This window comes from Bacillus sp. XT-4 (assembly GCF_050864245.1).
GTDB lineage: Bacteria > Bacillota > Bacilli > Bacillales > Bacillaceae > Bacillus > Bacillus altitudinis.
The window spans coordinates 63,704-87,483 of the sequence record NZ_JBPAFI010000005.1; the positions used below are offsets into that span (position 1 = coordinate 63,704).

27 protein-coding genes are annotated in these 23,780 nt (G+C 41.1%); 10 read left to right on the plus strand and 17 right to left on the minus strand.

Features of this window, described 5'->3' with window-relative positions; translation table 11 throughout:
* The 8 genes from ACRRMM_RS14320 to ACRRMM_RS14355 form a co-directional block, all read right to left on the minus strand.
* Positions 1-831: a DNA alkylation repair protein gene (locus ACRRMM_RS14320; protein ID WP_202734646.1), complete on the minus strand. Its 831-nt coding sequence runs from the start codon at positions 829-831 to the stop codon at positions 1-3.
* A gap of 190 nt (positions 832-1,021) precedes the next feature.
* Positions 1,022-2,209, minus strand: coding sequence for an MFS transporter (locus ACRRMM_RS14325; RefSeq protein ID WP_428828828.1), 1,188 nt, complete (start codon positions 2,207-2,209; stop codon positions 1,022-1,024).
* A gap of 26 nt (positions 2,210-2,235) precedes the next feature.
* Positions 2,236-3,063, minus strand: a complete 828-nt coding sequence (locus ACRRMM_RS14330) for a MerR family transcriptional regulator (RefSeq protein ID WP_243173163.1) — start codon at positions 3,061-3,063, stop codon at positions 2,236-2,238.
* Between the two features lie 161 nt (positions 3,064-3,224).
* The gene (locus ACRRMM_RS14335; protein ID WP_272511859.1) at positions 3,225-3,740 is read right to left on the minus strand and encodes a hypothetical protein; all 516 of its coding nucleotides are present in this window, start codon (positions 3,738-3,740) and stop codon (positions 3,225-3,227) included.
* A 32-nt stretch (positions 3,741-3,772) separates the two neighbouring features.
* A complete protein-coding gene (locus ACRRMM_RS14340; protein ID WP_113747774.1) occupies positions 3,773-4,183 on the minus strand; it encodes a DUF6508 domain-containing protein in 411 nt (136 codons plus the stop codon).
* A gap of 147 nt (positions 4,184-4,330) precedes the next feature.
* Complete coding sequence (locus tag ACRRMM_RS14345; RefSeq protein WP_377837153.1) at positions 4,331-5,092, minus strand: methyltransferase domain-containing protein; 762 nt, start codon at positions 5,090-5,092, stop codon at positions 4,331-4,333.
* A 441-nt stretch (positions 5,093-5,533) separates the two neighbouring features.
* Positions 5,534-6,919 carry a 23S rRNA (uracil(1939)-C(5))-methyltransferase RlmD gene (gene rlmD / locus ACRRMM_RS14350; protein WP_375831777.1) on the minus strand — a complete coding sequence of 462 codons (1,386 nt, stop codon included), beginning with the start codon at positions 6,917-6,919 and terminating at the stop codon, positions 5,534-5,536.
* Between the two features lie 102 nt (positions 6,920-7,021).
* Positions 7,022-7,891, minus strand: coding sequence for a DNA-3-methyladenine glycosylase family protein (locus ACRRMM_RS14355; protein WP_048002092.1), 870 nt, complete (start codon positions 7,889-7,891; stop codon positions 7,022-7,024).
* A gap of 433 nt (positions 7,892-8,324) precedes the next feature.
* Between ACRRMM_RS14355 and ACRRMM_RS14360 the strand changes: the two genes are divergently transcribed.
* From ACRRMM_RS14360 to ACRRMM_RS14370, 3 genes are all read left to right on the plus strand, one after another.
* Positions 8,325-8,831, plus strand: coding sequence for a hypothetical protein (locus ACRRMM_RS14360; protein WP_007496625.1), 507 nt, complete (start codon positions 8,325-8,327; stop codon positions 8,829-8,831).
* A 131-nt stretch (positions 8,832-8,962) separates the two neighbouring features.
* The gene (gene corA, locus ACRRMM_RS14365; protein ID WP_007496624.1) at positions 8,963-9,922 is read left to right on the plus strand and encodes a magnesium/cobalt transporter CorA; all 960 of its coding nucleotides are present in this window, start codon (positions 8,963-8,965) and stop codon (positions 9,920-9,922) included.
* 33 nt (positions 9,923-9,955) lie between these two features.
* On the plus strand, positions 9,956-10,450 hold the full coding sequence (locus ACRRMM_RS14370) for a DUF2716 domain-containing protein (protein WP_048002091.1): 495 nt from the start codon (positions 9,956-9,958) through the stop codon (positions 10,448-10,450).
* A gap of 233 nt (positions 10,451-10,683) precedes the next feature.
* On the opposite strand, the gene pdaA is transcribed toward ACRRMM_RS14370, so the two are convergent.
* Together pdaA and ACRRMM_RS14380 are read right to left on the minus strand one after the other, a co-directional pair.
* On the minus strand, positions 10,684-11,475 hold the full coding sequence (gene pdaA, locus ACRRMM_RS14375) for a delta-lactam-biosynthetic de-N-acetylase (RefSeq protein WP_017358800.1): 792 nt from the start codon (positions 11,473-11,475) through the stop codon (positions 10,684-10,686).
* 102 nt (positions 11,476-11,577) lie between these two features.
* Positions 11,578-11,769: an SE1561 family protein gene (locus tag ACRRMM_RS14380; protein WP_003218031.1), complete on the minus strand. Its 192-nt coding sequence runs from the start codon at positions 11,767-11,769 to the stop codon at positions 11,578-11,580.
* Positions 11,770-11,916: 147 nt separating this feature from the next.
* Here ACRRMM_RS14380 and yfkAB point away from each other — a divergent pair, with 147 nt between their 5' ends.
* The 4 genes from yfkAB to ACRRMM_RS14400 all read left to right on the plus strand — a co-directional run bounded on the left by yfkAB (position 11,917) and on the right by ACRRMM_RS14400 (position 15,236).
* Entirely contained in the window at positions 11,917-13,038 is a 1,122-nt protein-coding gene (gene yfkAB, locus ACRRMM_RS14385) for a radical SAM/CxCxxxxC motif protein YfkAB (RefSeq protein WP_017358799.1), read from the plus strand.
* 7 nt (positions 13,039-13,045) lie between these two features.
* A complete protein-coding gene (locus ACRRMM_RS14390) occupies positions 13,046-13,882 on the plus strand; it encodes a mechanosensitive ion channel family protein (protein WP_144610621.1) in 837 nt (278 codons plus the stop codon).
* Between the two features lie 91 nt (positions 13,883-13,973).
* Complete coding sequence (locus ACRRMM_RS14395; RefSeq protein WP_224562626.1) at positions 13,974-14,384, plus strand: nuclear transport factor 2 family protein; 411 nt, start codon at positions 13,974-13,976, stop codon at positions 14,382-14,384.
* A gap of 132 nt (positions 14,385-14,516) precedes the next feature.
* Positions 14,517-15,236, plus strand: a complete 720-nt coding sequence (locus ACRRMM_RS14400; RefSeq protein WP_007496614.1) for a YebC/PmpR family DNA-binding transcriptional regulator — start codon at positions 14,517-14,519, stop codon at positions 15,234-15,236.
* Between the two features lie 374 nt (positions 15,237-15,610).
* Here the strand turns inward: ACRRMM_RS14400 and ACRRMM_RS14405 are convergent, their stop codons facing one another.
* The 3 genes from ACRRMM_RS14405 to ACRRMM_RS14415 all read right to left on the minus strand — a co-directional run bounded on the left by ACRRMM_RS14405 (position 15,611) and on the right by ACRRMM_RS14415 (position 17,971).
* Complete coding sequence (locus ACRRMM_RS14405; RefSeq protein ID WP_017358796.1) at positions 15,611-16,393, minus strand: YfkD famly protein; 783 nt, start codon at positions 16,391-16,393, stop codon at positions 15,611-15,613.
* 67 nt (positions 16,394-16,460) lie between these two features.
* On the minus strand, positions 16,461-17,528 hold the full coding sequence (gene cax / locus ACRRMM_RS14410; RefSeq protein WP_428828827.1) for a calcium/proton exchanger: 1,068 nt from the start codon (positions 17,526-17,528) through the stop codon (positions 16,461-16,463).
* Positions 17,529-17,593: 65 nt separating this feature from the next.
* A complete protein-coding gene (locus tag ACRRMM_RS14415) occupies positions 17,594-17,971 on the minus strand; it encodes an OsmC family protein (protein WP_428828826.1) in 378 nt (125 codons plus the stop codon).
* 75 nt (positions 17,972-18,046) lie between these two features.
* Between ACRRMM_RS14415 and ACRRMM_RS14420 the strand changes: the two genes are divergently transcribed.
* Positions 18,047-19,228 (plus strand): MFS transporter, encoded by a 1,182-nt coding sequence (locus tag ACRRMM_RS14420; RefSeq protein ID WP_046342950.1) that lies wholly within the window; start codon positions 18,047-18,049, stop codon positions 19,226-19,228.
* A gap of 207 nt (positions 19,229-19,435) precedes the next feature.
* On the opposite strand, the gene ACRRMM_RS14425 is transcribed toward ACRRMM_RS14420, so the two are convergent.
* Genes ACRRMM_RS14425 through ACRRMM_RS14435 form a run of 3 tightly spaced genes read right to left on the minus strand, consistent with a single transcriptional unit; the run spans position 19,436 to position 21,096 of the window.
* Positions 19,436-20,254, minus strand: a complete 819-nt coding sequence (locus ACRRMM_RS14425) for a YihY/virulence factor BrkB family protein (RefSeq protein ID WP_008341753.1) — start codon at positions 20,252-20,254, stop codon at positions 19,436-19,438.
* 18 nt (positions 20,255-20,272) lie between these two features.
* A complete protein-coding gene (locus ACRRMM_RS14430; RefSeq protein WP_428828825.1) occupies positions 20,273-20,605 on the minus strand; it encodes a hypothetical protein in 333 nt (110 codons plus the stop codon).
* Positions 20,606-20,625: 20 nt separating this feature from the next.
* A complete protein-coding gene (locus ACRRMM_RS14435) occupies positions 20,626-21,096 on the minus strand; it encodes a low molecular weight protein-tyrosine-phosphatase (protein ID WP_008341755.1) in 471 nt (156 codons plus the stop codon).
* Between the two features lie 174 nt (positions 21,097-21,270).
* On the opposite strand from ACRRMM_RS14435, the gene ACRRMM_RS14440 reads away from it, so the two are divergent.
* Positions 21,271-22,626 carry an alanine/glycine:cation symporter family protein gene (locus tag ACRRMM_RS14440; protein ID WP_007496593.1) on the plus strand — a complete coding sequence of 452 codons (1,356 nt, stop codon included), beginning with the start codon at positions 21,271-21,273 and terminating at the stop codon, positions 22,624-22,626.
* 75 nt (positions 22,627-22,701) lie between these two features.
* Positions 22,702-22,917 carry a DUF1128 domain-containing protein gene (locus tag ACRRMM_RS14445; RefSeq protein ID WP_008341757.1) on the plus strand — a complete coding sequence of 72 codons (216 nt, stop codon included), beginning with the start codon at positions 22,702-22,704 and terminating at the stop codon, positions 22,915-22,917.
* A gap of 107 nt (positions 22,918-23,024) precedes the next feature.
* Here ACRRMM_RS14445 and ACRRMM_RS14450 read toward each other — a convergent pair whose 3' ends face one another.
* Complete coding sequence (locus ACRRMM_RS14450) at positions 23,025-23,543, minus strand: type 1 glutamine amidotransferase domain-containing protein (protein ID WP_007496591.1); 519 nt, start codon at positions 23,541-23,543, stop codon at positions 23,025-23,027.
* Between the last annotated feature and the right edge of the window lie 237 nt (positions 23,544-23,780).

Here is a 23,780-nt window from a genome sequence, read left to right on the forward strand (position 1 = left end):
TTAAAAATTCCCCTTCACAATCGTTCTTTTGGCTTTCTTGACAATTCTGCTAGTTGCTTTTGTATCAGAATCTTTTAACCACTGTTCACACAGGGTTATGACCCAATTTGGTTGTGTTTTACTAGCGTCATTGAGCCAGTTTCCTACAGAATCTTGAACATATGTTGATGGATCAGATTTGAGCAAGTCTAGAATTGGCTGTGCCCTCATTGGCTCTTGTTTTAATGACTCAATATGCTTTGTCCAAACACCTCTTGGGCGAATAGCTTCTACTGAGAATCGGCGAATATTTTCATCTTTACTTTTAGCCCATGCTGTTAAATGTTCTATACTTTGATCGAGCTGATCCGTTAGACTTTCTCTCACTGACATCCACGCAATTTCTCGAACTCCAAAATGATGATCAGCTGCAAATGGCTGAATGTACGCCAATTTCTCTTCCAAAGTTGATAAACGTTGTTTGTTCATATAAGCAGCCCAACAGCGAACGCTATCAGATACGTGGTGAGTAAACGCCTGTAGCACTTCCGTTTGTTTTTCCCCATTCTCTTTCTGCAACACTTCATCTAACAATTGACCGATGAGACGAATTGCTTTCATTCCAGACTCAGCCTTTTGTTGAGTGATCTTAGATGTTAAACCGTCTAAATGATGGTCTAAACCAACTGATGGCAACACATGATGTAATAACGTCAGATGATTGACAGCCAGCCATTCAGTTAAATTCACACTCTCTATTTTTCCCTGATTCAAAAGGAACAAGACGTCATGAGGGATATCAGTCCCCTTTCGAGCACCTTTTCGATTGATGATCTCCTCGCTTATTTGCATTTATTTTCTCTCCTCGCCTAGTGGTGCTTTTGTTTGATATTCATCGTTTTTAAAAGAAATATATGAATGCCTTCAATCTTTGGATATTGCCCCCTATTGTATCAAATAAACAACTTTACTGGTGCATTCTTCAAATCAAAAAGGAACTACCCAAAATAAGTAGTCCCTTCCATACAAAATTGAATTTAAGTTACCTTCCTTGCTCGATCACCTTCAAACTCTTATGTTGAGAAAACCGGTCAAACGCCACCATGAGAATGGTCATGAGTAACGCAAGGAAAACCGTACCAGCGCTGATCCAGCTTAGGTTCAATACAGAGGTTCCGTTTAACACAATCCCCCCTAAACCCGACCCTAAAGCAAATCCGAATTGAATAAATGATGTATTGACACTTAATGCGATATCAGGAGATTTCGGAACAAGGGTTACAAGATATAGCTGCTGAGCTGGTGATGTACTCCATGTAGCGATCATCCATATCATGATAACAGCCACCATGACCACGAGATTCCCTGTGACAAATGCTAGTAGCATGAGCATCATGATTTGCAAAGTGATGCCAGAAAAAATCGTGAAGATTGGCCCTTTTTTATCTGCTGCCATCCCTCCAAGGCTTGATCCCAAAAAGCTGCATATTCCCGCTAGTAACAAAATGCCACTGATTTCTGTGATGTTAAGGTTTGCTGATGCTTGCAGGAAGGGCGTTAAATAGGTAAATAACGTGGAATATCCCCCTACATAGAATAACGTGACTGCCACTGCAAGTAATATACGCTTGTCTTTTAAAATCGATAATTGCATACGAAGCGTCACCGGTTCTTGTTCTTTCATAGAAGGGATCCGCCTATACACCACAATCAGCGGAATAAGCGTGATCACTCCAATGGCTGCGAATAATGCTTTCCATCCGATCATACTGCTTAGAAATGTCCCGATTGGAACGCCTAAAACCAAGGAGCTGCTTAATCCCATTAAAATGATGCCAATCGCTGTTCCTCTTTTTTCCCGTTCTACAAGACGAGTTGCAACCGCCATCGCCACTACAATCGCCGTTCCCCCACTGATTCCTTGTAAAATTCTTGTGATCATGACCATTTCAAACGAATGGCTGATACTTGTGATGAAGTTACTTAAAATAAAAGTGATCAGCGTCCATGTTAATATTTTTCTGCGGTCCATATTGATGGTTAGTGCGATGACAATCGGTGCACCGATTGCGGCCGAAAGTGCTAAAGATGTGACCAATAAGCCAGCAGTAGACGTTGTGACATGTAAATCATGTGCGACCATTTGAATAATGCCAGTAATGATGTATTCGATCGTTCCGATTAAAAAAGCTGCTAAAGCAAGTAAATAGACAACGGTTTTATTTTGCATCGTGACGTTTCTCCTTTGGGCCATGTTTACGATTTGATTTCATTTTTAATAGGAATTTGAATTTCAATGAGTCTGCCTTCTTCATTTTCTGACAATGGGTAATAGATTTCTCGGCCCGGCTGATCATCTTTCACGCGGTATCCGTTATGTTCGATCCATGTCGCCAGGTCAACACAAGCAGATTGTGCAAATGGGGATTGTGAATGAAATAATAGTGTCGCCATGGTTTCTTCAGCTGGTAACGTGCGCATCGTAATTCCCTGAGGAAGAGAGCCCCTTAACGCTTTAGCGGAATACCCAACCTCAAATTCGAACTCACTTTCTTTAGCAAGTGATTCCCTCCACAGCACGATTTGTGGCTCTGAGTTCAATTCTTGCGGGTGTTTATGTAACAAATGATGAAACGTTTGAAAGAATGATGGGATTTCATCAACAGTTCCGTTGGATTGAAAAGACATGATGCGTTTGCTTTCAACCGATTTGATGATGACCTCCTGTTCTTTTTCAACACACCCCTCTCGTTTGATGAGGTGCATCCGCTCCTTAATACGGGCTAATTTCTGTTGTTCTTTTTCGATCAATTGCTGAATCTCACTCTCTTTCAAGAGAAACATGCCCTGAATTTGCTCTACCGAAATATCTTCACGAAGAAGCTGCCCCATTTGCTTTAACGTAAAGCCTAATTCCTTATAGAGAAAAATTCGATTGACCTCAAGCAGCTGCTCAGCTGAGTAATAACGGTATCCCGAATCTTGATCGATCTGCTTAGGCTTTAATAAATCAATTTGGTCATAATACCTTAAGGTTTTGACAGGCACTTTACTTAACATAGAAAAATCGCCGATCTTGAACATCCTGCATCTCCTCCGATTTGTTGATCTGATCAAAGTATAAACCTTTCAGTAAAGGGGAAAGTCAATAGAAGATTTTCATTTGCATAATCATTTGATGAAGTTGAATAAATTTTTCAAAAGCGCAAAAAGCCTAGATTTCTCTAAAATCTAGGCTTTGCCCATTATCCTAACATTTTTTCTAACAATCCCATCTGCTCAACAATCTTCATATCATTCATAAATCGTTCCAAACTTACTTTATTCTCTTTTTGTAAGTCTGTTGAATAACCTAAGCATATATTAAAAATACGATCTAACCTTTTTCCGTCTCCACTATAAAAATAATTCGTCACTACTCCATTATTTTCACTTGCAAGAACCACAACTGTAGCCATCTCTAATACATACTCAATGTCTTCTTTAGAAATCGTTCGATCCTTTTTATTAGCATTCTTGAATTCATGACTATGAATAGAACGAATCCTACCTTCAAGTAAATTGAGTATAGATTTCTTATAAATGACATACACACTGTGAATATGACTTTTATCAGGACAATAGGGATCTTGTAAAATGAATTTTATACGTTCATCTTCTTTTTCAATTTTTATTGCATCAAGATCATATAATAAAATTTGATCAATTTCTTCTATTTTCATAGTAGGAAAAGTATCGACTGCATCTGTTTTATTTTTCATATGATCACTCCAATAATTGAAATAAACCGCTCTTACTCCAAACAATCCAATCTTTCGAGACACTTCAACATGTTTCCACTTTTAAAGAAATTGAATATGGCTCCCTCACTAAACCGCTCAGCTCTCAAAACCCCCATGATGAGAGCAAGTACACACTGCGCATTTAAATTTGAAATGTCCACATGCTCCATATCGTTCGTTCCCCATTCAATGCCATTTTCTTTGAGGATTTCTCTATAGTGGGTAAGTTCCATTTCTTGATGCTGTTCTGCAAAGGTATAGACATCTTCAATAAAGCGTTGGACCGTTTCTGAATAATTCACAAAAGGCATCTGGATTGGGCGTTCAGCTGTTCCATCATTTTCTTGATCGATCACCCATTCTCCGATATGATCCTCCTGAAGCTTCGGTATGTATTTTGTCAGAATCTCAAATTGACTCATCGTTATCCTCCTCTATTTTTTTAGAATGCTTTCAAGTCCGACAATAATAAAAGGAAACATTTTCAGGCCATGTATCGTGCATACAGGAATGACATTAGTTCAGAATTAAGCTGGAGCCTTCAAATAGATCGAAGGCTCCATTTCCAACTAAATTGCTTTAGCTAAAATCATAAATCGGTGTTGTTTTGCGTCAAAATAACCCTTTTGTTCAATGGTTTTATGAATGGTGTATAATTCATCCTTGAAATTACTTATTTCAAAACCTGGCACTTGCCAAGGAATTGCTTTTAGATAATACACCAATGCTCCGATATCATAAAATCTTAGAATGGGGAACTCTTCAGCACTTTTCAACACCTCAAAATGATTCTCCTGTATCTCTTTTAAAGCTAGCTTTAAGTTCCAATCAATAAATTCTTCATTTATTGGTACCCTTAGATTCTCATTAATCTCTATGCAATCGAGTCCACCGACTTGTTGAGTTAGAAAAATACCTTCTTTCGAGATAATTCTTCTCACCTCTTGAGATGAAAATGACTCATGTTGATTGATGATAAGATTAAATTTTCCAGTCTCAAACGGCAAATTTTCATCATTAGAAATTTGAACTACCTTAACTCCTAAAGGGGTTAATCGTTCTTTTGCGACAGGTACATTAGGTAAGTAACCTTCTGTAGCATAAACTGATGTTGGAAAAGGTCTTAATTTTGATAAAAACTCTCCACCACCTGTTCCCATGTCCAGCATTGATTTTGCACTTTGAACAAGAGAAGTAGCTATACTACCATATGACCATGAAAGCAACTCACTTTTCATTCTTCCAGTTTCAGATATGAATGAGAAATCCCACCCAACAAAAGGTTCATCTGCTTGTTTTATAAATGAAGAAAACTGTTTGTCATTCATCATAATCCCTCCAATTATCATTTTGCAGTTTTAATGATTAAATAATAGGTGGGCCTCTTACGAATATATAAAGTTGTTATATTTCATGTTCTTTTAGTCTCATATTCAATAACTCCCTGTAAGAATCTTGATTTTTGACATTCATTCCAAAATTCATTCAACTGATATTTGAGTAAGACATGATTTTGTTTGAGAATCGAGAGTTCATGATGGATGTCTCATTATAGAGGTCTAAGTACAATGATAGAAGAGAATACGAAAAAAGAGCTTAGGAAAAAATAGATTGTTAGTTAAAGTAAAACCCCTCCTGTTGGAAGGGTTTTTTCATTTAGTTACTGCCTTTTCTATTGCTGTTTTCGGTCCACCAATTTCGTCTGCTGTGGGTCCATATATAGTTGGAATCGTTTGAATGCATTTTGGTCTATCATAGCTGTCATTCCCTTTTTATTTAAGAGATAAAGACACTACACACTCCACATGCGCCGTATGCGGAAACATATCCACTGGCTGCATGTATTCGATTTTGTAGTCTTTTGACATGTATTCGAGGTCTTTTGCTAGTGTAGATGGGTTGCAAGAGACGTAGACAAAGCGTTTTGGTTTGACTTGTTTGACGGTGTCTAAGAAGGTGCGCTCGCAGCCTGTTCTTGGCGGGTCGACGACGATGACGTCAGGACGGAAGCCTTCTTTGACCCATTTTGGCAGCCAATGTTCCGCTGTTCCTGTGACATAGGTCGCGTTTTTCATGCCGTGTTTTTTGGCATTTTTCTTCGCGTCATCAATTGATTCTTTGATGACATCCATTCCTCTTACTTCTTTTGCGCCATCTGAGAGCCACATCCCAATTGTTCCAACGCCGCAATACGCATCGACGACCTTTTCTTTGCCAGTCAGTTTGGCCGCTTTTTTCGCTTCGTCGTAAAGCTTTAATGTCTGCTTCGGGTTCAATTGGAAGAAAGCCCGTGCACTCAATTCAAAGGAGACGTCTCCTAAAAATTCTTGGATGACCATGTTGCCAGCTAGGTGCGATGTTTTATGCCCAAAGATGACTGACGTTTTTTCGCCATTGATATTGTGCATAATAGACGTCACTTCTGGCAGACGTTTTTGAATGGCTTCGGCGATTTCTTTTTTCTTTGGAAACTCAGGCTTTGATGTGACAAGGACGACTTGTACTTCACCTGTTTCAAAGCCGACACGCACAACAATCGAGCGCACGTCGCCTTTTCTTGTCCGCTCGTTGTAGACAGATACGCCGAATTTCTCTAAAATTTTGCGGACGACGCCTGTTGTTTTGTTCGTTTTCGGATGCTGGACGATACATTCCTTGATCGGAACAAGTTTATGAGAATTCAGCCCATAAAGCCCTGCGATGATGTCGCCACTATGTGATCTTCCGACTTGGAACTGACTTTTATTCCGGTAGTGCCATGGATCTTCCATACCGATTGTTGGTCTAATGTCGATCTTTTCAACCGACAGCTTTGTATGACGCTCCATTGATTGAATGACAATATCCCGTTTTTCCTTTAACTGCTGCTCGTATGCCAAATGCTGAAGCTGACAGCCTCCGCACTCTTCGTATACTGGGCACGGCGGTTTCACTCGATGTTCTGAGCGCTTGCGGACTTTCCTCACCGTACCTTCTGCATATTTCGCTTGAACATTCGTTGCTTCAACTACTACTTCCTCACCTGGAAGTGCACCTGGGACAAAGACCACTTGCTTTTTAAAATAACCGACCCCTTCCCCATTAATGCCAAGGCGTTTAATGGTAAGCGGGAACTGCTGCCCCTTTTGCAGAAGGGCTCCTTGCTGTTTTTCTTTCACGTTTATTCTCTCCGTTCTATTTAAACCTTTATCGGTTGTCCTCATTTTATTCCATCTGAATAGTATATCACGACTTGGACGAAGAGAGAAAATGCCTTTCAATTATTTGTCTGTCTCAATACTTCTCCATAAATAAAGGGAGGCGTAGCTTAAATACGGTGCCCACTCCTTGCTTAAAACTGCCATCTCTTCTTTTGTTGGCTTTTCTGGCAGGTCAAAGTGACGTTTGATCGCATTTTGAATCCCGATATCTGCCATTGGAAAGAGATTTGGTCTTCCAAGTCCATTCATGAGGACATTTTGAACCGTCCAAGGTCCAATCCCTCTAATCGGAAGCAGACGTTCTTCAATTTCAATATCCGGTAAGTCGTGTAATTCTTCTAAATCCAGAGAGCCGCTCACTATTCGCTTTGAGACATCAATGACATATTCCGCTTTTCGCTGACTGAATTGCAGTTTTCTCAAATCATCGGTTTCAAGTGATGCAATGGTTTCCGGTAAAGGGTCAAACCAAACGCCGTCGATTTGCTCACCATACGTATGAACAAACCGTTTCGTCAGCTCATAAGCAAATGCAAGATTGAGCTGTTGATGAATGATGCATTTCATCAAGCAATGATATAGATGGAAATCCAGCATAAGCGGCGTTCCGATATGACGTTCAAAAATGGGCGCAAGATTTGTTTGAGCAAAATGCTCATGCACGGCATGTAATTGATGCTCCATGCCAAATATCCGCTTCACCTCAGAAAGGATGGCTTCCTCCGGCCCGTTAGCCTGTACCCGGAACGAAGGTGCTTCTTTTGTTCCTGTCGCTTGAACGACTGCAATGTACGGTTTATGATTCAGCCTCATCGGTACTTTGATTTCTCTTTTATCCAGATCGACCGCCTTTAATGGATCGCTCGACAAACGTCTCAGCACTTGATCGAAGTGATAGGGCGGTTCAACCAATAGGTGTTTTTCCCACATGTTTTTCCTCTTCCTTTCTGTCAACACACGCAGATGTGATTGTTTCACTTTGCATGAATGATTCTCTATATTGAATACTTTTAAATATAAAGAGTACAAGAATTTATCAGTTATATCTTCCTTATTTATGGTCATTCTCCTTTTGGATAGATGAAAATTTTTAGTCGAATTCAGCTAAAATTCGACAGCAATCTTCAACATTTTAGGATCATTTTCCTTAAATTAGAAATAGAACCTATGGGTGATATCTTCTATTCCAAAAATATTTGTATAATTATGACATATCAAGGAGGTGAACAAAGGAATTAGCGGATTAGGCAATCATTTGTTTCATCTTGCAGGAACATATTTACCTCATTGATAACCGGCTTCACCTAGTTTCACGTTTTACTAAAAGAAGACCCAAAATTTAAAAACAAAGGAGATCCGACCAATGAAAAAAACAATTCTTTCTGTTGCCCTTGCCACTGCTGTTTCTTCGACACTACCAGTATTCGCTGACGCTGCTGAGCAAAAAACTGCTCCAGTTTCAACAACTATTCAGCAAACTGTGTTAAACAAAGCTGCTGAAGGTAAAGCAACGACAAATGCGACAAATGTTAACATTAACTTTGACGTACTTGGAATTGCCAATGCATTAATTAATGCTGCAAATGCTAACACAAACCGTGAAGGCTTTGTCAAAGGATTAATGGAGTCTGCTTTCTATGCTGCTGGCGCAAAATACAATGTTATGGTATTTAACTTAAGCCAAGGCTATGAGACTCGTTTCAACGGTGTTAAAACGTTTGCTACTGTTAAATACGGAAGCATTACGTACGGAGTTTGGGTATTTGAAAATGGATCTTTCACAAACAAAGGTGATGGCGGTTACATCAACTGGGCATTTAGAGGTTGGTTCGACCGTAACGGTGGTTTCGTCAACTTCCGTCGTCCTTAATTCTCGCTTTATCCATCAATCATACACGCACATTGGACCGATCTCAGCGATGAGATCGGCTTTTTTATGGTGAAAACGTATAAGTTCACCGCTGCTGCTTCATGATATAATGCAAGTCTGGAGGGGTGCACATGCTGAAAAAACTTGCAGTGACAAAAAACGGCGACTTGATTGAACATGCAACATTGCAGCAGCTTTCAAGCCCCGATATTGCCTGGTATTGGATTGATTTTTATGCGCCAACGGAAAAGGAAGCAGCACTGTTAAAGGAATTTTTTCAGTTCCATCCGCTTGCGATTGAAGATTGCTTCCATTATTTACAGCGGCCAAAGCTTGATTTTTATGAAGGGTATTTATTTTTCGTCCTTCATGCCCTCAATCAAAAAACACTTCGATCTGAAGAAGTCGACCTGTTTGTTGGAGAAAACTATATCGTTACTTTTCATTTGAAGGAAGCGCCCTACATTGATCGAGTCATTCGAAAGCTCAAAGGGTCTGACAAAGCACGAGAGAGCGGTCCAGAGCATATGGCTTATATGCTGATTGACCAGCTCGTCGATGATTATTTTCCTATTATTTATCAAATTGAGGACAGGCTCAATGAAATCGAGGATGAAGAAGGGCATAAAACGTATGGTACATTAATGAACGAAGTATTCGGTATTCGATCCGATTTGCTCAAACTGCGCAGAACCATTATCCCGATGAGGGACCTCTTATATCGAATTGTGAACACGAATATGATGAAAAGCGATGCAAACCGGCAAGCATATTTTAATGATATTTATGATCATCTATTGAAACTAACAGAGATCGTTGAGTCAAACCGTGATATGACAGCCGATTTACGAGACAGCTATCAAACACTAAATTCCAACCGAATGAATGCCATCATGATGACACTGACCATTGTCTCGACGATTTTTATTCCACTCACCTTTATTGTTGGGGTGTATGGGATGAACTTTGATAACATGCCTGAATTACACTGGAAATATGGCTATTTTGGCGTACTGATTTTCATGGGTTTGCTTGTCTCAGGGATGCTTTTGTGGTTTAAACATAAAGGATGGTTTAGGATTTTCAAATAGTTTTTTGAGAGAAGTGCTTGAAAGGGAGATACTATGGAAAACTGGATTCCACTGACAGACAAAGAACTAAAGTACGCATGGAAAACATTTGATCAAGAGTTTAAATTTAACCCAAGCATCTCTCGCTTTCCCGGTTTTCAAGCACCATCTTCTTACATCACATATGATATCTCTGCTTATTTCGAGGACCCTTCTCTCCTAAGTACGGATGAAGACCTTGAAAAGAAGGCACTGCTGTCTTTTCAGGAGAATATCACCGGAACCGGCGAATATATGCAGGTACTTGATTGGCAGCACGAATGCTATTGGATCACACCATATGGCTCATTTGAAAAAGATGAATTTGGAGAATGGAGAGTTCCTGTGCTCCCAAATGGGGATTACTATTTCTTTTTATCAAAAGAGATGACCTGGGGTTTACTAGGACATCCTTGGGAGCAAAGCATCACGATTTTCGGTGAGGGCTTGATTGACTCCTTTACTCGTCATCGTCCCCTTTTGTTCCAGCGTAAAATAAGAGAAGGATAAGTCAAAAAGCTTGCAGTGTCTGCAAGCTTCGGATTGTTGACAAAGGGCTAAAATGTTGTTTATTTTAGCCCTTTGTCTTCTTTTCAGCGTGATAGAAAACCTTTGCAGCCCTAGGAAGGACGAGTACTGGCGCGGAGCGAATGTCACATTCGTGAGCACCAGCACGCAGGACTGACAAAGAATGCGAGGGTTTGTCTACACGCTGAAGCTTGCAGATGTCTGCAAGCTTTTTTCTATAGCTGAGGGAGATGCCATACTTTTTCAAGCATGAGATCGTCTAAGCTTTTAAAGGTATATCCTTGTTTTTTTAAAGCAGTGATGGCATCATCAAGTGCCTCGGCATTGTCCCTTGAGACGGTATGAAGTAAGTAAATGGCACCCGGATGCGCCTGTTTCATCATTTGATTGTACGCATACTGTTTTCCTTTTTGATGGTGGATATGCCAATCTACAAACGCTACTGACCAGAAAACGGTTTGGTAGCCAAGCTGTTTCGTTTCCTTTAGTACCCTTTCACTGAACACCCCGCGCGGTGGACGAAGGTAGAGGTTATCTTGTTTTCCTGTGATTTTGTATACCGCTTCATTGACACGATCTAGCTCTTCTTTGATTTCTTTCGTACTCTTTGTTGTTAAATCTGGATGGTGATAGGAATGGTTGCCAATAATATGACCTTCCTCTGCCATACGTTTGACGAGCTTGGGCTGGTCCTTTACGAAGTGCCCAGTCACAAAAAAGGTGCCGGGTACTTGATGCTTTTTCAGCACGTCCAAGATTTTGGGTGTGTACCCATTTTCATAGCCATTGTCGAAAGTAAAATAAATCTCTTTCTTTTTCGTATTTCCTAAATAGAAAGCATCATATTTCTTTAAGAGTGTCGTCAGTTCCTTGCCGGCATCTGCTGGCTTGTGCTCTTTGCTTTTAGCAAATCCCCAATGAATCGGCTGATTGGACACGGCTTCTAAGTTTGAAAAAGGCATCGATACAAAAAGCACACATAGACAGATCAGTATGCATTTTTTCATTTACGTCACTTCCCGGTTTTTCTTCTATTGTGCAGAATATACCGGGTACTCATACACTTTTTGACCTGCCAATTTAAAGAAAAAAGCTCGCATCAGCGCGAGCTATTCTTCCTTCCAATCGGTTTTAAATCGTTCATATTTCGCTTCTAGGTCGTCAATCATCTGGATGAGTCTGTCTATATCCTCAACGTCTGTGGATTCAGGATCTAATGAATCAATCACATTCATAAACATATCTAATCGGTTCTTTAAATAATCAACCTGCTGTTCTTTGCTGTCTGCTGCCTTGCCCATAGATACACTCCCTTTAGCATTTGTTTATAGCTTATCTTTTTTTCCTTTGTAAATCAATTGTGTCCCCTCTTGCGTATAACGGTGATGGGGCTTAAAATTAACTGTTGGCGGGTCTATGTTTGCCCGAATGAAAAGGAGATAGATACCATGAACCAAAAAACAGCACTTCGTCCGATTACACCTGCATTCGACCCTTGGGAAGCCTATCTCGATGTGCAGGATTACGGAGAAATGAAGCTGACAAATATTGAATTGACGACAACGACGTTGTGTAACATGAGATGTGAGCACTGTGCGGTTGGCTATACTTTGCAGCCAAAAGATCCGAATGCACTGCCACTCGATTTACTGCTTCGCCGTTTAGATGAAGTACCGCTCTTGCGTTCCCTTAGCATCACAGGCGGAGAGCCGATGCTGTCTCTGAAATCTGTACGGGAATATGTCGTTCCTTTATTAAAGTATGCCCATGAACGCGGCGTCCGTACCCAAATTAATTCGAATTTAACACTTGATTTGGCTCGATATGAAGAGATTATTCCATACTTGGATGTCCTACACATTTCACATAACTGGGGAACAGTCGAAGAGTTTGCTACGGTTGGTTTTGCAATGATGGACCGAAAGCCAACCTTTGAGCAGCGCGAGAAATTGTTTAACCGCATGATTGAGAATAGTCAAGCCCTTGTGAAAGCGGGTGTAACCGTATCTGCTGAAACGATGCTGAATAAGCGTACGCTTCCTTATATTGAACACATCCATCGTCAAATCGTGGACGAGATGAAATGCCAGCGCCACGAAGTTCATCCGATGTATCCAAGTGATTTTGCCAGCGCCCTTGAATCATTGTCGCTTCCACAAATGCGGGATGCGATTCATCAGTTACTCGATGTTCGTGATGAGAACACATGGATGCTGTTTGGCACATTGCCATTTTATTCATGCAGCACAGATGAAGAAGACCAGCGCCTCTTGACTCGATTGCGTCAAGCGAAAAATGTGACAGTACGAAATGACCCTGATGGCCGTTCACGGTTGAATGTGAATATTTTTGATGGGAATATTATTGTGACAGACTTTGGCGATACACCACCATTAGGAAATATTGAAACCGATACGTTGCAATCAGCTTATACACGCTGGATGAACACAAAATTGGCAAAAGAACTGAATTGTCATTGCCCAAGTGTGCAATGCCTTGGTCCGAATGTTCTTGTGAAAAACAGTTATTATCAAGATGTTGATTTTACTTCTCGTACAGCCAGGGGGTAACCGATAGATGGACGAAACATTTCTGACAGTGGTCAAAAACAAATACATTGAAATTCTCCTTGTTGGACTCATTCTTTGGCTTGCCGTCTTTATGATCAACAAAGCGCTTCAGATTTTCTTCAAACGAACTGAATTCATTGAAGATAAAAAGAAAAAAACGATTGAGAGCTTGGTCAAATCGGTTTCAAAGTATACAGCTTCCATATGTTTTGTCTTATATGTGATTTCTCTATTCTTTCATGACTTTGGGAAAATCCTTGCGGGGGCTGGTGTTGCTGGAATTGTCATTGGTTTTGGCGCTCAGACCTTGATTCGTGATATTTTAGCCGGCATCTTCCTTATTTATGAAAGGCAAATTCATAAAGGTGACTATGTGACGGTCAATAATCTTTTTAACGGAACCATTGAAGAAATTGGTCTCCGGTCTCTGCAAATTAGAGAATGGAGCGGCAAGCTGTTAACCATTTCAAACGGAGACATTCGTCAAATCCAAAACTACAATATGCACTACATGCGTATCACAGAGTCAGTCTTGATCAGCGCAAACCAAAATCCTGACATTGCTTTCAAGGCGCTAGAAACAGCATGTGATCAGTTAAATCAAACGCATCATGATTTACTGAAAAAAGATGAATTCCAAAACGCCATTGAACCTTTTCAGGTTCATGGCATTATGGGGCTCAATAAATTGAATCGCGGGATTGAGATCACCGTAAAAGGAATGGTCGAGGATGAAAAATACTTCGAAGCCGCCCTCGCTGTGCGAAAAGAAATGATCACACAACTTCATCAGCATGATGTGAAATTGCTTGAGGATCTCGTCTATCCACAGCCTACAAAATAACCTCATTTGTGATGAGGTTATTTTTTTGATTGTTTTTAGTTAACCAGTTAATTATAATATTATATAGTTCACCGGTTAACTAAAAGAAAGGATGTTTACATTGAGAAAAACTGAAGCGATTTTTTTTATTAAGCAAATGTATCAAGAGGTGTTAATCCAATTAGATATAGAAAAGGTGGAGACTTATTTTTCTTCAGATTATCAGCAAGTCACTGATGGAAAGGTCTCTTCCCTTGATGAATTTAAAAAGCATCTCTCCACATTAAAAGTCATGACCAAACAGCTCGACATCCCCGCCTTTCATGATATGTTGTTTGATGAAGAGACTCAGCAAGGGTGTTTTCGTTACACTGTACATGTTGAGCTGTCCACAGGAGACCATGGTCTAATAGATGTGATGGCGTTATTTACTTTATTAGATGGTAGAATCATTCGGTGTGATGAGCTGACTAGACCGCATGAGAAAAATAAGACGCTTGAACAACTTGGACATATCAGCTAAGGAATTCTTTTCTTTTCAGCCCTCTTACTTCTATCCTCTTGACTGATTCATGTATAATAGAAAGCAGATTGATTTCATGCAGCATGGGGACCCTCATACTGTGTATTTACTAATTGAAAGAGAGTGAATAAGATGGGTCGTAAATGGAACAACATTAAAGAAAAGAAAGCATCAAAGGATGCCAATACAAGTCGTATTTACGCAAAATTCGGGCGTGAAATCTATGTGGCTGCCAAGCAAGGTGAGCCAAATCCAGAATCAAACCAAGCACTTCGTTTTGTCCTAGAACGTGCAAAAACATATAGTGTCCCAAAACACATTGTGGACCGTGCGATTGAAAAAGCCAAAGGCGGCGCAGAAGAGAACTTCGATGAGCTGCGTTACGAAGGATTTGGTCCAAACGGATCTATGGTGATTGTTGATGCCCTGACCAATAACGTCAACCGCACAGCGTCTGATGTTCGTGCAGCATTTGGGAAAAACGGCGGAAATATGGGCGTCAGTGGATCTGTTGCTTACATGTTTGACCAAACAGCGGTGATCGGTGTCGAGGGGAAAAGTGAAGAAGAAACGCTTGAACTTTTAATGGAAGCAGACATTGATGTACGTGACATTATGGAAGAAGATGATACGGTGATCGTCTACGCTGAACCAGATCAATTCCATCAAGTTCAAGAAGCGTTCAAACAGGCAGGCGTAGAAGAATTTACTGTCGCTGAAATCACAATGCTGCCTCAAAACGAAGTGACATTAGATGATGAATCGAAAGCACAATTCGAGAAACTAATCGATGTATTAGAAGAGCTTGAAGACGTGCAGCAAGTTTATCATAATGTGGATTTAGGGGAATAATCAGCTAAGCCATCGTAGTTGTTGGGTTCATTCAACTTCTGCGTTGGCTTTTTTATTGTCTAGGTAAGGTTTACGTTCTACTCAAGACCATGTAATATGAAGAAAGAGTCGTTTCCACAAATAACCAAGGAGCTGAGTTTCATTTTTAAAACATGGTGGTTTTCGTATTATGGCTTTATGATCCTCCCTTTTATTGGCCTATGCTTAATTTTCAACAACTTGACGATATTCACTAAAGTCTTTCTCTTTCTTTTCTTTGTATGGGTTTTATATAACGCCTTTGATTTTTACATTCATGAAATGAAAAAGAAAAAAGATAGGACATCTTAATCAAAAAACAGTCATCTCCCCTTGGTAAGAGGAGATGACTGTTTTTAATTCATCCCTTGAAACCCAAACGTCAGGTGATCCTGAACAGGAATCCAAGCGCCGATTCCTTGTGAGGTCACATTTTTCACGACAAGTTTGCGTTTATTTCCCTTGAGCACAAGATACACTTCTCCGTATGTGACCTTTCCTTTTTCATTAATCGCTGGTGCATAGGCATGAAGCGATGCTGCTTTTTTCGGAGATACGTGGTAGGACTGATCTCGCTTTGTTCCTGCACCAATCACTGTGTCGAAGGCGAGCGGAAGTTTTGTTTTTTGGATGGCTTTTTGCATCATCAATGTTTTCACATCTTCTGGGTTTGGTACTTTTGCTGTGAGCCCTCCACTTACTTTTACTTGTTGCTTTTGCACATATTTGCCGATGGCTGTTTTGTTTCCGCCTCTATTATCAATGTGATTCGTGTTCACTTTTTTGTATTCCCAATTGGCGACGGTTTCGTTTGAATCATAGCTAAGTGCCCATCTTCCAAGAAAAATCGTTGCTCTGTAGCCAACTGCTAGCGGTGTACCTGAGATACTGGATTCATTCAGCATTTTAATCAAATGTGTATTTTCAATTGGTACACTTGTTGTTTTAAATAATTCGGCCGTCAGCTCGCTCGGCTGGAGCAGCGGTTGATCCTGTGACGCATTTGGATACGTATTTTCCTTTGAGATACTGGCGACAGACGATGGCACCTTAAACGGCTTTGCTGCCTCGGCTGGAAAACTGTATAGAAAACTTAAGGATAAGAGAACAACAAACATGATGCGGGGCATCTTTTTCATATCATCACTCTTTCTCATTCATTTTTCCATAGTATTTTCCCGAAAGACGTCCCTTATCCACAAAAGATTATAAAAGGAAAAATCCAATCGCCATAATGAAATAGGCAGCGAGCAATGTAGCACCTTCAAACCAGTTCGTATCCCCATCATTTGAAAGGATGACCGTTAGTAAAACAGAGGATGCCATGGCAATGAGCTCTGGTAATGAGAAGATCAGTGGCATTTGCTTTTCAAAAAACAGAGAGCTGATCACAAGGATCGGTGCGACCATCATGGCGACTTGAAGCGTAGAACCGAAAGCAATTTCGACCGCGACATCCATTTTGTTTTTATACGCCATAATGACGGCAGATGCGTGTTCTGCTGCATTACCGACAATCGCAACAATGATGACCCCGATAAACAGTTCACTCCAGCCAAACTGTTGTCCGACTGTGTCAAATGTATGGACGAGCCGCTCTGAAATATACGCCACAGCAATTGTCGCAAGGAGTAAAATCGCCGTGGCAAACTTCCCCGACCATTCTGGTGTTTCTTCTTCCGTCGCGGCTTTCCCTTCCGCAATTTCCTGCTTGGCAACATAAACACCTCTGTGGCTGACCAGTTTGAAATAGAGTGCTGCGACATAAAGCAAAATCATCACGATGCTAATGCCGATACTTAAAACAAATTGACGATCTTCTGCCATCCCCATGGAAAAGACTTCTGGAATGACAAATGCCACAATAATCGCAAACATAAGCAGCCCAGAGTTATGCCTTGCATCGTGGACGTTGAACTCTTGTCGTTTAAATTTCAATCCGCCAACGAAAAAGGACAGTCCAGCCACGAGCAGTAAATTGCCAATCACTGAGCCAGTGAGTGAAGCAAGGACAATGGCAGTGAGTCCTTGTTTTAATGCAAAAAATGAAATGATTAATTCCACTGCATTTCCAAAAGTAGCGTTTAACAAACCGCCAATTCTTGGTCCCGCTATAATGGCAAGACTCTCTGTCGCTCTTCCCATATAACTTGCAAGACCGATGATGGCGATACAATAGACGGCGAACATGACAGCCTGCGGGAAATGAAGAAAACTGCCAATTACAGATAATGGAACACCGATTGCGACAATCACTAGAAACAAACGATTCATACAGCCAATCTCCTTTACATCATATCTGACTGTTATTCTTTCGTGAGTGCCGGCATCATATACATTTAGATTCGTTCGTGTGAAAGGGTGATATCGATCGTTCCTTTCACGGATTGCACCATGGAACAATGCTTCAACGCAAGTTTCATTACTTTTTCCAGCTGTTCATCAGAGATGCTGATGCTTTCAAAGATCATATGTAAATGAATATGAGTGATTTTGTTTACAGTTCCTTCTCTTGTCGTTTCAGGTGTAATGGTCAGCCCTTGATAGAATATTCGTTTTTTTCGGCATACATGAATGACCATTTCTCCAAAACAGCCCGCAATAGCCGAGGTGAACAATTGATACGGCCTGTATCCCGCTTCTTCATTTCCCGAAATAGACAGCTGCCTTTGATCAGCATTTGCGACCCACCGATCATTTTCGTATATCAGCTTCATTCCTTTTCCACCTTTCTATTGAAACCCCTATGGTTCCATTGTACGATGAAAGCATGAACTTGTAAGGAGCTTCTTATGTCGAGAATTCATTTTATGATTTTAATTTTACTTGTATCCGTATCTGGTTTTTCACAGGGAGCGTTACTGCCAGTTATTTCGATTATTTTCGAACATGCCGGCACTTCCCCGACGTTAAACGGACTGCATGCCACCGGTTTATATATCGGCGTGCTGCTTGCGTCTCCTTTTATGGAAGCGCCGCTGCGCCGCTTCGGATTTAAACCATTGATCGTCATTGGGGGCGCTGCTGTCTTTTTAAGTTTGTTTAGCTTTGTCTTTATTGAATCTTATGTCGTCTGGTTCTTCTTGCGGCTGATGATCGGCATCGGTGATCATATGCTTCATTTCTCCACACAGACGTGGGTAACCTATGCCTCATCATCTAGAAATCGCGGGCGAAATATTTCATTGTATGGGTTATCCTTTGGACTCGGTTTTGCCGCTGGCCCTTTTTTAACACCACTCATTGAAATCAATCCATCCTTGCCGTTTATTGTGTCTGGTGCAGTTAGTTTGTGTATTTGGCTGCTTGTGTTTGTTTTAAAAAATACATATCCTGATACAGGTGAAATGCAGACGTCAGAGCAGACAAATAGTTTGAAGCGCTTCAAGAAGGCGTTTCAATTTGGCTGGGTAGCGTTTATGATGCCGTTTTGCTATGGCTTTTTAGAAACGACGCTCAATAGTAACTTCCCTGTGTATGCGCTGAGAAGCGGGGTGACGATAGATGCTGTTGCGTTTATTTTACCTGCGTTTGCGATTGGGAGTATTGTTTTTCAGCTTCCTCTCGGGATGCTGAGTGACCGTTTCGGCAGACGCCGCATGATTTTAGTCGTGACACTCGTCGGTTCATTCTTTTTCCTTTTAGCAGGGATTTTCATTCAGTCCGTTTTGGCTGTTGCGATCTGTTTCTTTATCGCCGGTATGGCTGTAGGTTCGACCTTCTCACTTGGCATCAGTTATATGACGGACTTATTGCCAAAGCATCTGCTGCCTGCTGGGAATTTGATGTGCGGGATGGCGTTTAGTGCAGGAAGTATTCTCGGTCCGGTTCTTGGCGGATTCTTTGTGCAGACGTTCGAGGGCATGAATTTACTTTACCTTGTCAGCATTGTGATTTTATTTGTGTTTTGTTGTGTTCGATTTGGAAAGACGCTGGCAGTGGTTGACACTCCAAACGAATCCATTTCTCATTAAAAACTCCCCTGCACCTATGCAGAGGAGTTTTTTCATCTAGTGATACCCATTTTGCCCATTCGCACTTCCGCTTGTTTTGTGCTTTGGCTGATGGCCTTTGTTTTGTTTTGTGTTGCTTCCGCCTTTTTTCGATTGTTTAGACATTCGGTATTCCCCCATCCGTCAAGATTGAACATGTTCGTTCTCCTTTAGGATGCCCGGATTTCTTCACACCTTGCCTGGTACGATTTTACGCTTATGTAAAAGCGCATTGAGCTCGCCGCCGAGGATGATCATAATGCCGGTTAAATAAAACCAGATCATTAATATAATGATTCCCCCAATGCTTCCGTACATCGCACTATAGTTGGCAAATTCGCCTACATAAAATGAGAATAGCATGCTGACGAGAATCCAGCCAACAGAGGCAAATATGGCACCCGGCAGCACAAATTTCAATTTCAGCCTGATGTTAGGGGCAAAATAATATAGGGATGTAAAAACAATCAGTAAAATCAGTGGACTAATAATCCATCTCATGGCGGTCCAAATGGTGAGAAACGCATCTGACTGCCCTACTAATTTGGCAACGAATAAACCAAGCTCTTTTCCAAAGACAGGCAGCATCAAGGCAAAAATAATCGTAAGCACCATCGCAATGGTTAAGATGATCGATGTTAAACGTACGAGAATGAAGGAACGATTTTCCTCAACTTCGTAAGCGTGGTTAAATGCTCTGACCACCGCATTAATGCCGTTTGATGCAGACCAGAGTGCCGCAATAATCCCGAATGACAACAATCCGCCGTTACGGTTATTCAGCGTCTCTTCGGCAATGGATTCAATCATCGAAAGCGCTCCCTCTGGCGCATAACCAGAAATGACACTTAGAACATCCTTTGATGTCAGCGGCAAATAACCAACAAGCGTCAGCACGAAGATGAGAAACGGAAATAATGAAAGCAAAAAGAAATACGCAAGTTCAGCTGATTTTGCTGGTCCTTCATGCAGCAAAAAGCGTCCTATTAACGCTTTAACAAAACCCATACGCCTCATCTCCAATGATCAATCTTTCTGTTTCTTTTGAAAGTGATCCTTTGTTTCTTCAATAATCTCTAATACCTTTGGTGTTGTTTCCTTTAACTGATTCACCTGTTCATTCAGAAAAGACAAATCATCTGAGACCGTTCTCATCAATTGCTTCGTATCTTCCATTTTTTCCTTCACGCAAGCAGACATCTTGCCAGGCTCTAGGCGGTATTCATCCAGCTTTTGCTGGCAGTCATTCCATTTTTCTTTCAGTGCAGTTCTTGTTGGACGATGAAATAATGTCAGCAATATGCCGCAGGCTGCGCCTATAACAGCTCCCCGAAGCACGATTTGTTTGTTCTCTTCCATCTCATCTGATCTCCTTTCAGTTAAAGGTGTTTCTCTTTTTTTACATACGTCAAAAAACGATCAATTCCTGTTTCAATTAAATCATGTACTTCCTCAAAGTTCCCAGTGTAATAAGGATCTGGCACATCGTCTCGATCGTCGTCTTCTACAAAGTCAAGAAGACGGCCAATAAAGTGATGTTTTCCATAGCCGGCTAAACTGCGGAGGGCGCCAACATTTTCAGCATCCATCGCAATGATATAGTCGTATGTGGTGATATCCTTATCCATGATTTGTCTTGCAGTCATTCCTTCATAGCTGATACCCTTTTCATCAAGCAGCTTTCGTGTTCCTTCATGCGGAGGACTGCCTTGATGCCAGCCACCAATGCCTGCTGAATCAATCACAAAGTGTTCACTCAGCCCTTCGTCTTCGACTCGTTTTCTAAACATCGCCTCTGCCATCGGTGACCTGCAAATATTGCCGAGGCATACAAATAATACATGAATCATCCTTCATTCTCCTCCTATCTTTTCCCTAAGAGTCCCTTTGGAAAACCTTTTCTCTATCATATCAAGCCCTTTTTCTTTTGGAAACTTTGCAAGAAAAACTCCCATCGGCATTGACAAATTACACAAAAACAGGAGAAACTTTAGGAGAATTACACAAACAAAGGGGGACATTAGATGGGAATCATTGAGCAATTTGTCACGACGATGAACAATTTTTTGTGGGGGCCTCCCCTGTTGATTTTAATTGTTGGTACTGGAATCTACCTCACCTTTCGCGTTCTCTTCATTCAAATTAGATTACTTCCTTATTCTTTAAAGCTCGCTTTTTCAAAACAAGACAAAACATCAGAAGGAGATATCTCCCATTTCCAAGCATTAATGACGGCTCTTGCTGCAACTGTCGGTACAGGGAATATCGTCGGTGTTGCCTCAGCTGTCATTGCAGGTGGTCCTGGTGCAGTATTTTGGATGTGGTTTGCTGCATTTTTCGGGATGGCCACCAAGTTTGCAGAAGCTGTTCTGGCTGTGAAATACAGGGTCAAAAACGAAAAAGGCGAAATGTCTGGCGGACCTATGTATTATTTAGAGCATGGCTTAAAACAGAAATGGCTAGGGGTGCTATTTGCTGTTTTCGGTGCCAGTGCTGCCTTTGGGATCGGCAACCTGGTACAGTCTAATTCCATCTCAGGCGTCATGAATTCTACTTTTCAAATTCCAACTTGGGTAACAGGTATCATCATTACCGCCTTTACGGCACTCGTGATTTTAGGCGGAATTAAAAGTATCGGCCGAGTGACATCTATTTTTGTACCAGTCATGGCTTTATTTTACGTCATTTGCGGGCTCATCATTCTTGTCATGAATGCTGATCTTGTTCCTGGCGCAGTCAGTCTTATTTTCTCAGATGCTTTTACAGGTCAAGCCGTGGCAGGTGGTGCGATTGGAACCGTTATTCGCTGGGGTGTTGCACGAGGCGTCTTTTCCAATGAAGCTGGTCTTGGATCAGCACCAATTGCTGCTGCGGCTGCGAAAACGGATATGCCTGCCCGTCAAGCTCTCGTCTCTATGACACAAGTGTTTATTGACACCATCATTGTTTGTTCTATCACTGGCATTACGATTGTCATGGCAGATATGTATTTAACAGAAAAAAGTGATGCGCTTACTTCGTTATCCTTTGCTCACTTCCTCGGTCCAGCTGGCTCAACCATCGTGGCAATCGGGCTGCTCCTGTTTGCTTATTCAACCATCATTGGCTGGTCCTATTACGGGGAAAAATGCTTTACATATTTGGCGAAGGATTCGTACGTCATGTATTATCGTATCGTGTTTGTGATAGCTGTCTTTTTCGGTGCCGTGTTTAAGAATGACTTCGTCTGGGGCGTAGCAGATATGCTCAATGGACTGATGGCCATTCCAAACTTAATTGGACTCATCGGTTTATCAGGTGTTGTGGTGTTTGAATCCAAACGAATCATTGATAAGATCAAAGAGGAGAAAAAGGAAAAAAACATTTCAGTGTCGTCATAATAGCCCTTTTATTCTTTTGCTTTTCTGTTAAAATAGACATATTATTCGACACATGCAGGAAAGGACGTGCCGCCCTTGTCACAGCAAAAAGCGGCTGAAGTCAATCAGCTGATTGAAGACATTTCGCAAAAGCTCAATATGCTGAATATTGGAGTCATCAAAGCAGAAGACTTCAGTCCAGATAAGTATGAAGATATTGAATTTCTTCACCAAATGGTGATGAAAAAATCTTCATTCAGCCCAAGTGAAATGCAAGCCATTGCAAGCGAGCTGAAAAGCTTAAGAAAATAATCGTGCACCTGATACTGAATTGCGGTTGACGCCGCTTTCTTATATCCATGCACAGAAAAAGCCAGCACCTCGCAAGGTGCTGGCTTTGTTTATCCTGTCAAAACTACTTATTTGGCGAGCAGTTTTAATGATTCACGGTTAAATGCTGGAATGTCATCAGGTGTACGGCTTGTGACAAGCTGATCCTGACAAACGACGACTTCTTCATCTTTGAATTTGGCGCCTGCGTTTTCCATATCTACTTGAATGGATGTATAGCCGGTCGCGCCTCTTCCTTCCAGCGTCTTCGCTGTAATAAGCAATTGCGGTCCATGACAGATCGCAAATACTGGTTTTTTCTCGTCCATAAAGGCTTTTGTGAATTGCACGTAGCGATCATCCGCACGCAGAATGTCTGGTGAGAAGCCGCCAGGAATCAGAAGTGCATCGAAGTCTTCTGGTTTCACGTTATCGATAGACGCATCGACTCTTACTTCTGCCTCTCCTTGCTTTCCTTTCACTGTTTTTCCTTTTTCGTTTTCAATGACTGTGATCTCATGGCCTGCGTCTTTAAAGGCTTTTGCAGGCTCGGTGAATTCAACATCCTCAAAGTAATCTGTTAAGACAACTGCAATTTTCTTACCCATGAGAAACCCTCCTGCTTGATTATCGTTTACACTACACACTATACCCCCGCCAATTGAAATCAAACATCCTATCCCTATGAGAAAACCCCCTTTCAGAAAAATAAGCATTTAGACTCATTCACATTCCCTTAACAAGGTAATTCGTATGATTTATGTTATCTTTACAATAATCTGCAAAAAATAACTACAAAAGTTAACGAAACATTTCTACAATAGGTATTGTGGTCAAAAAAATTA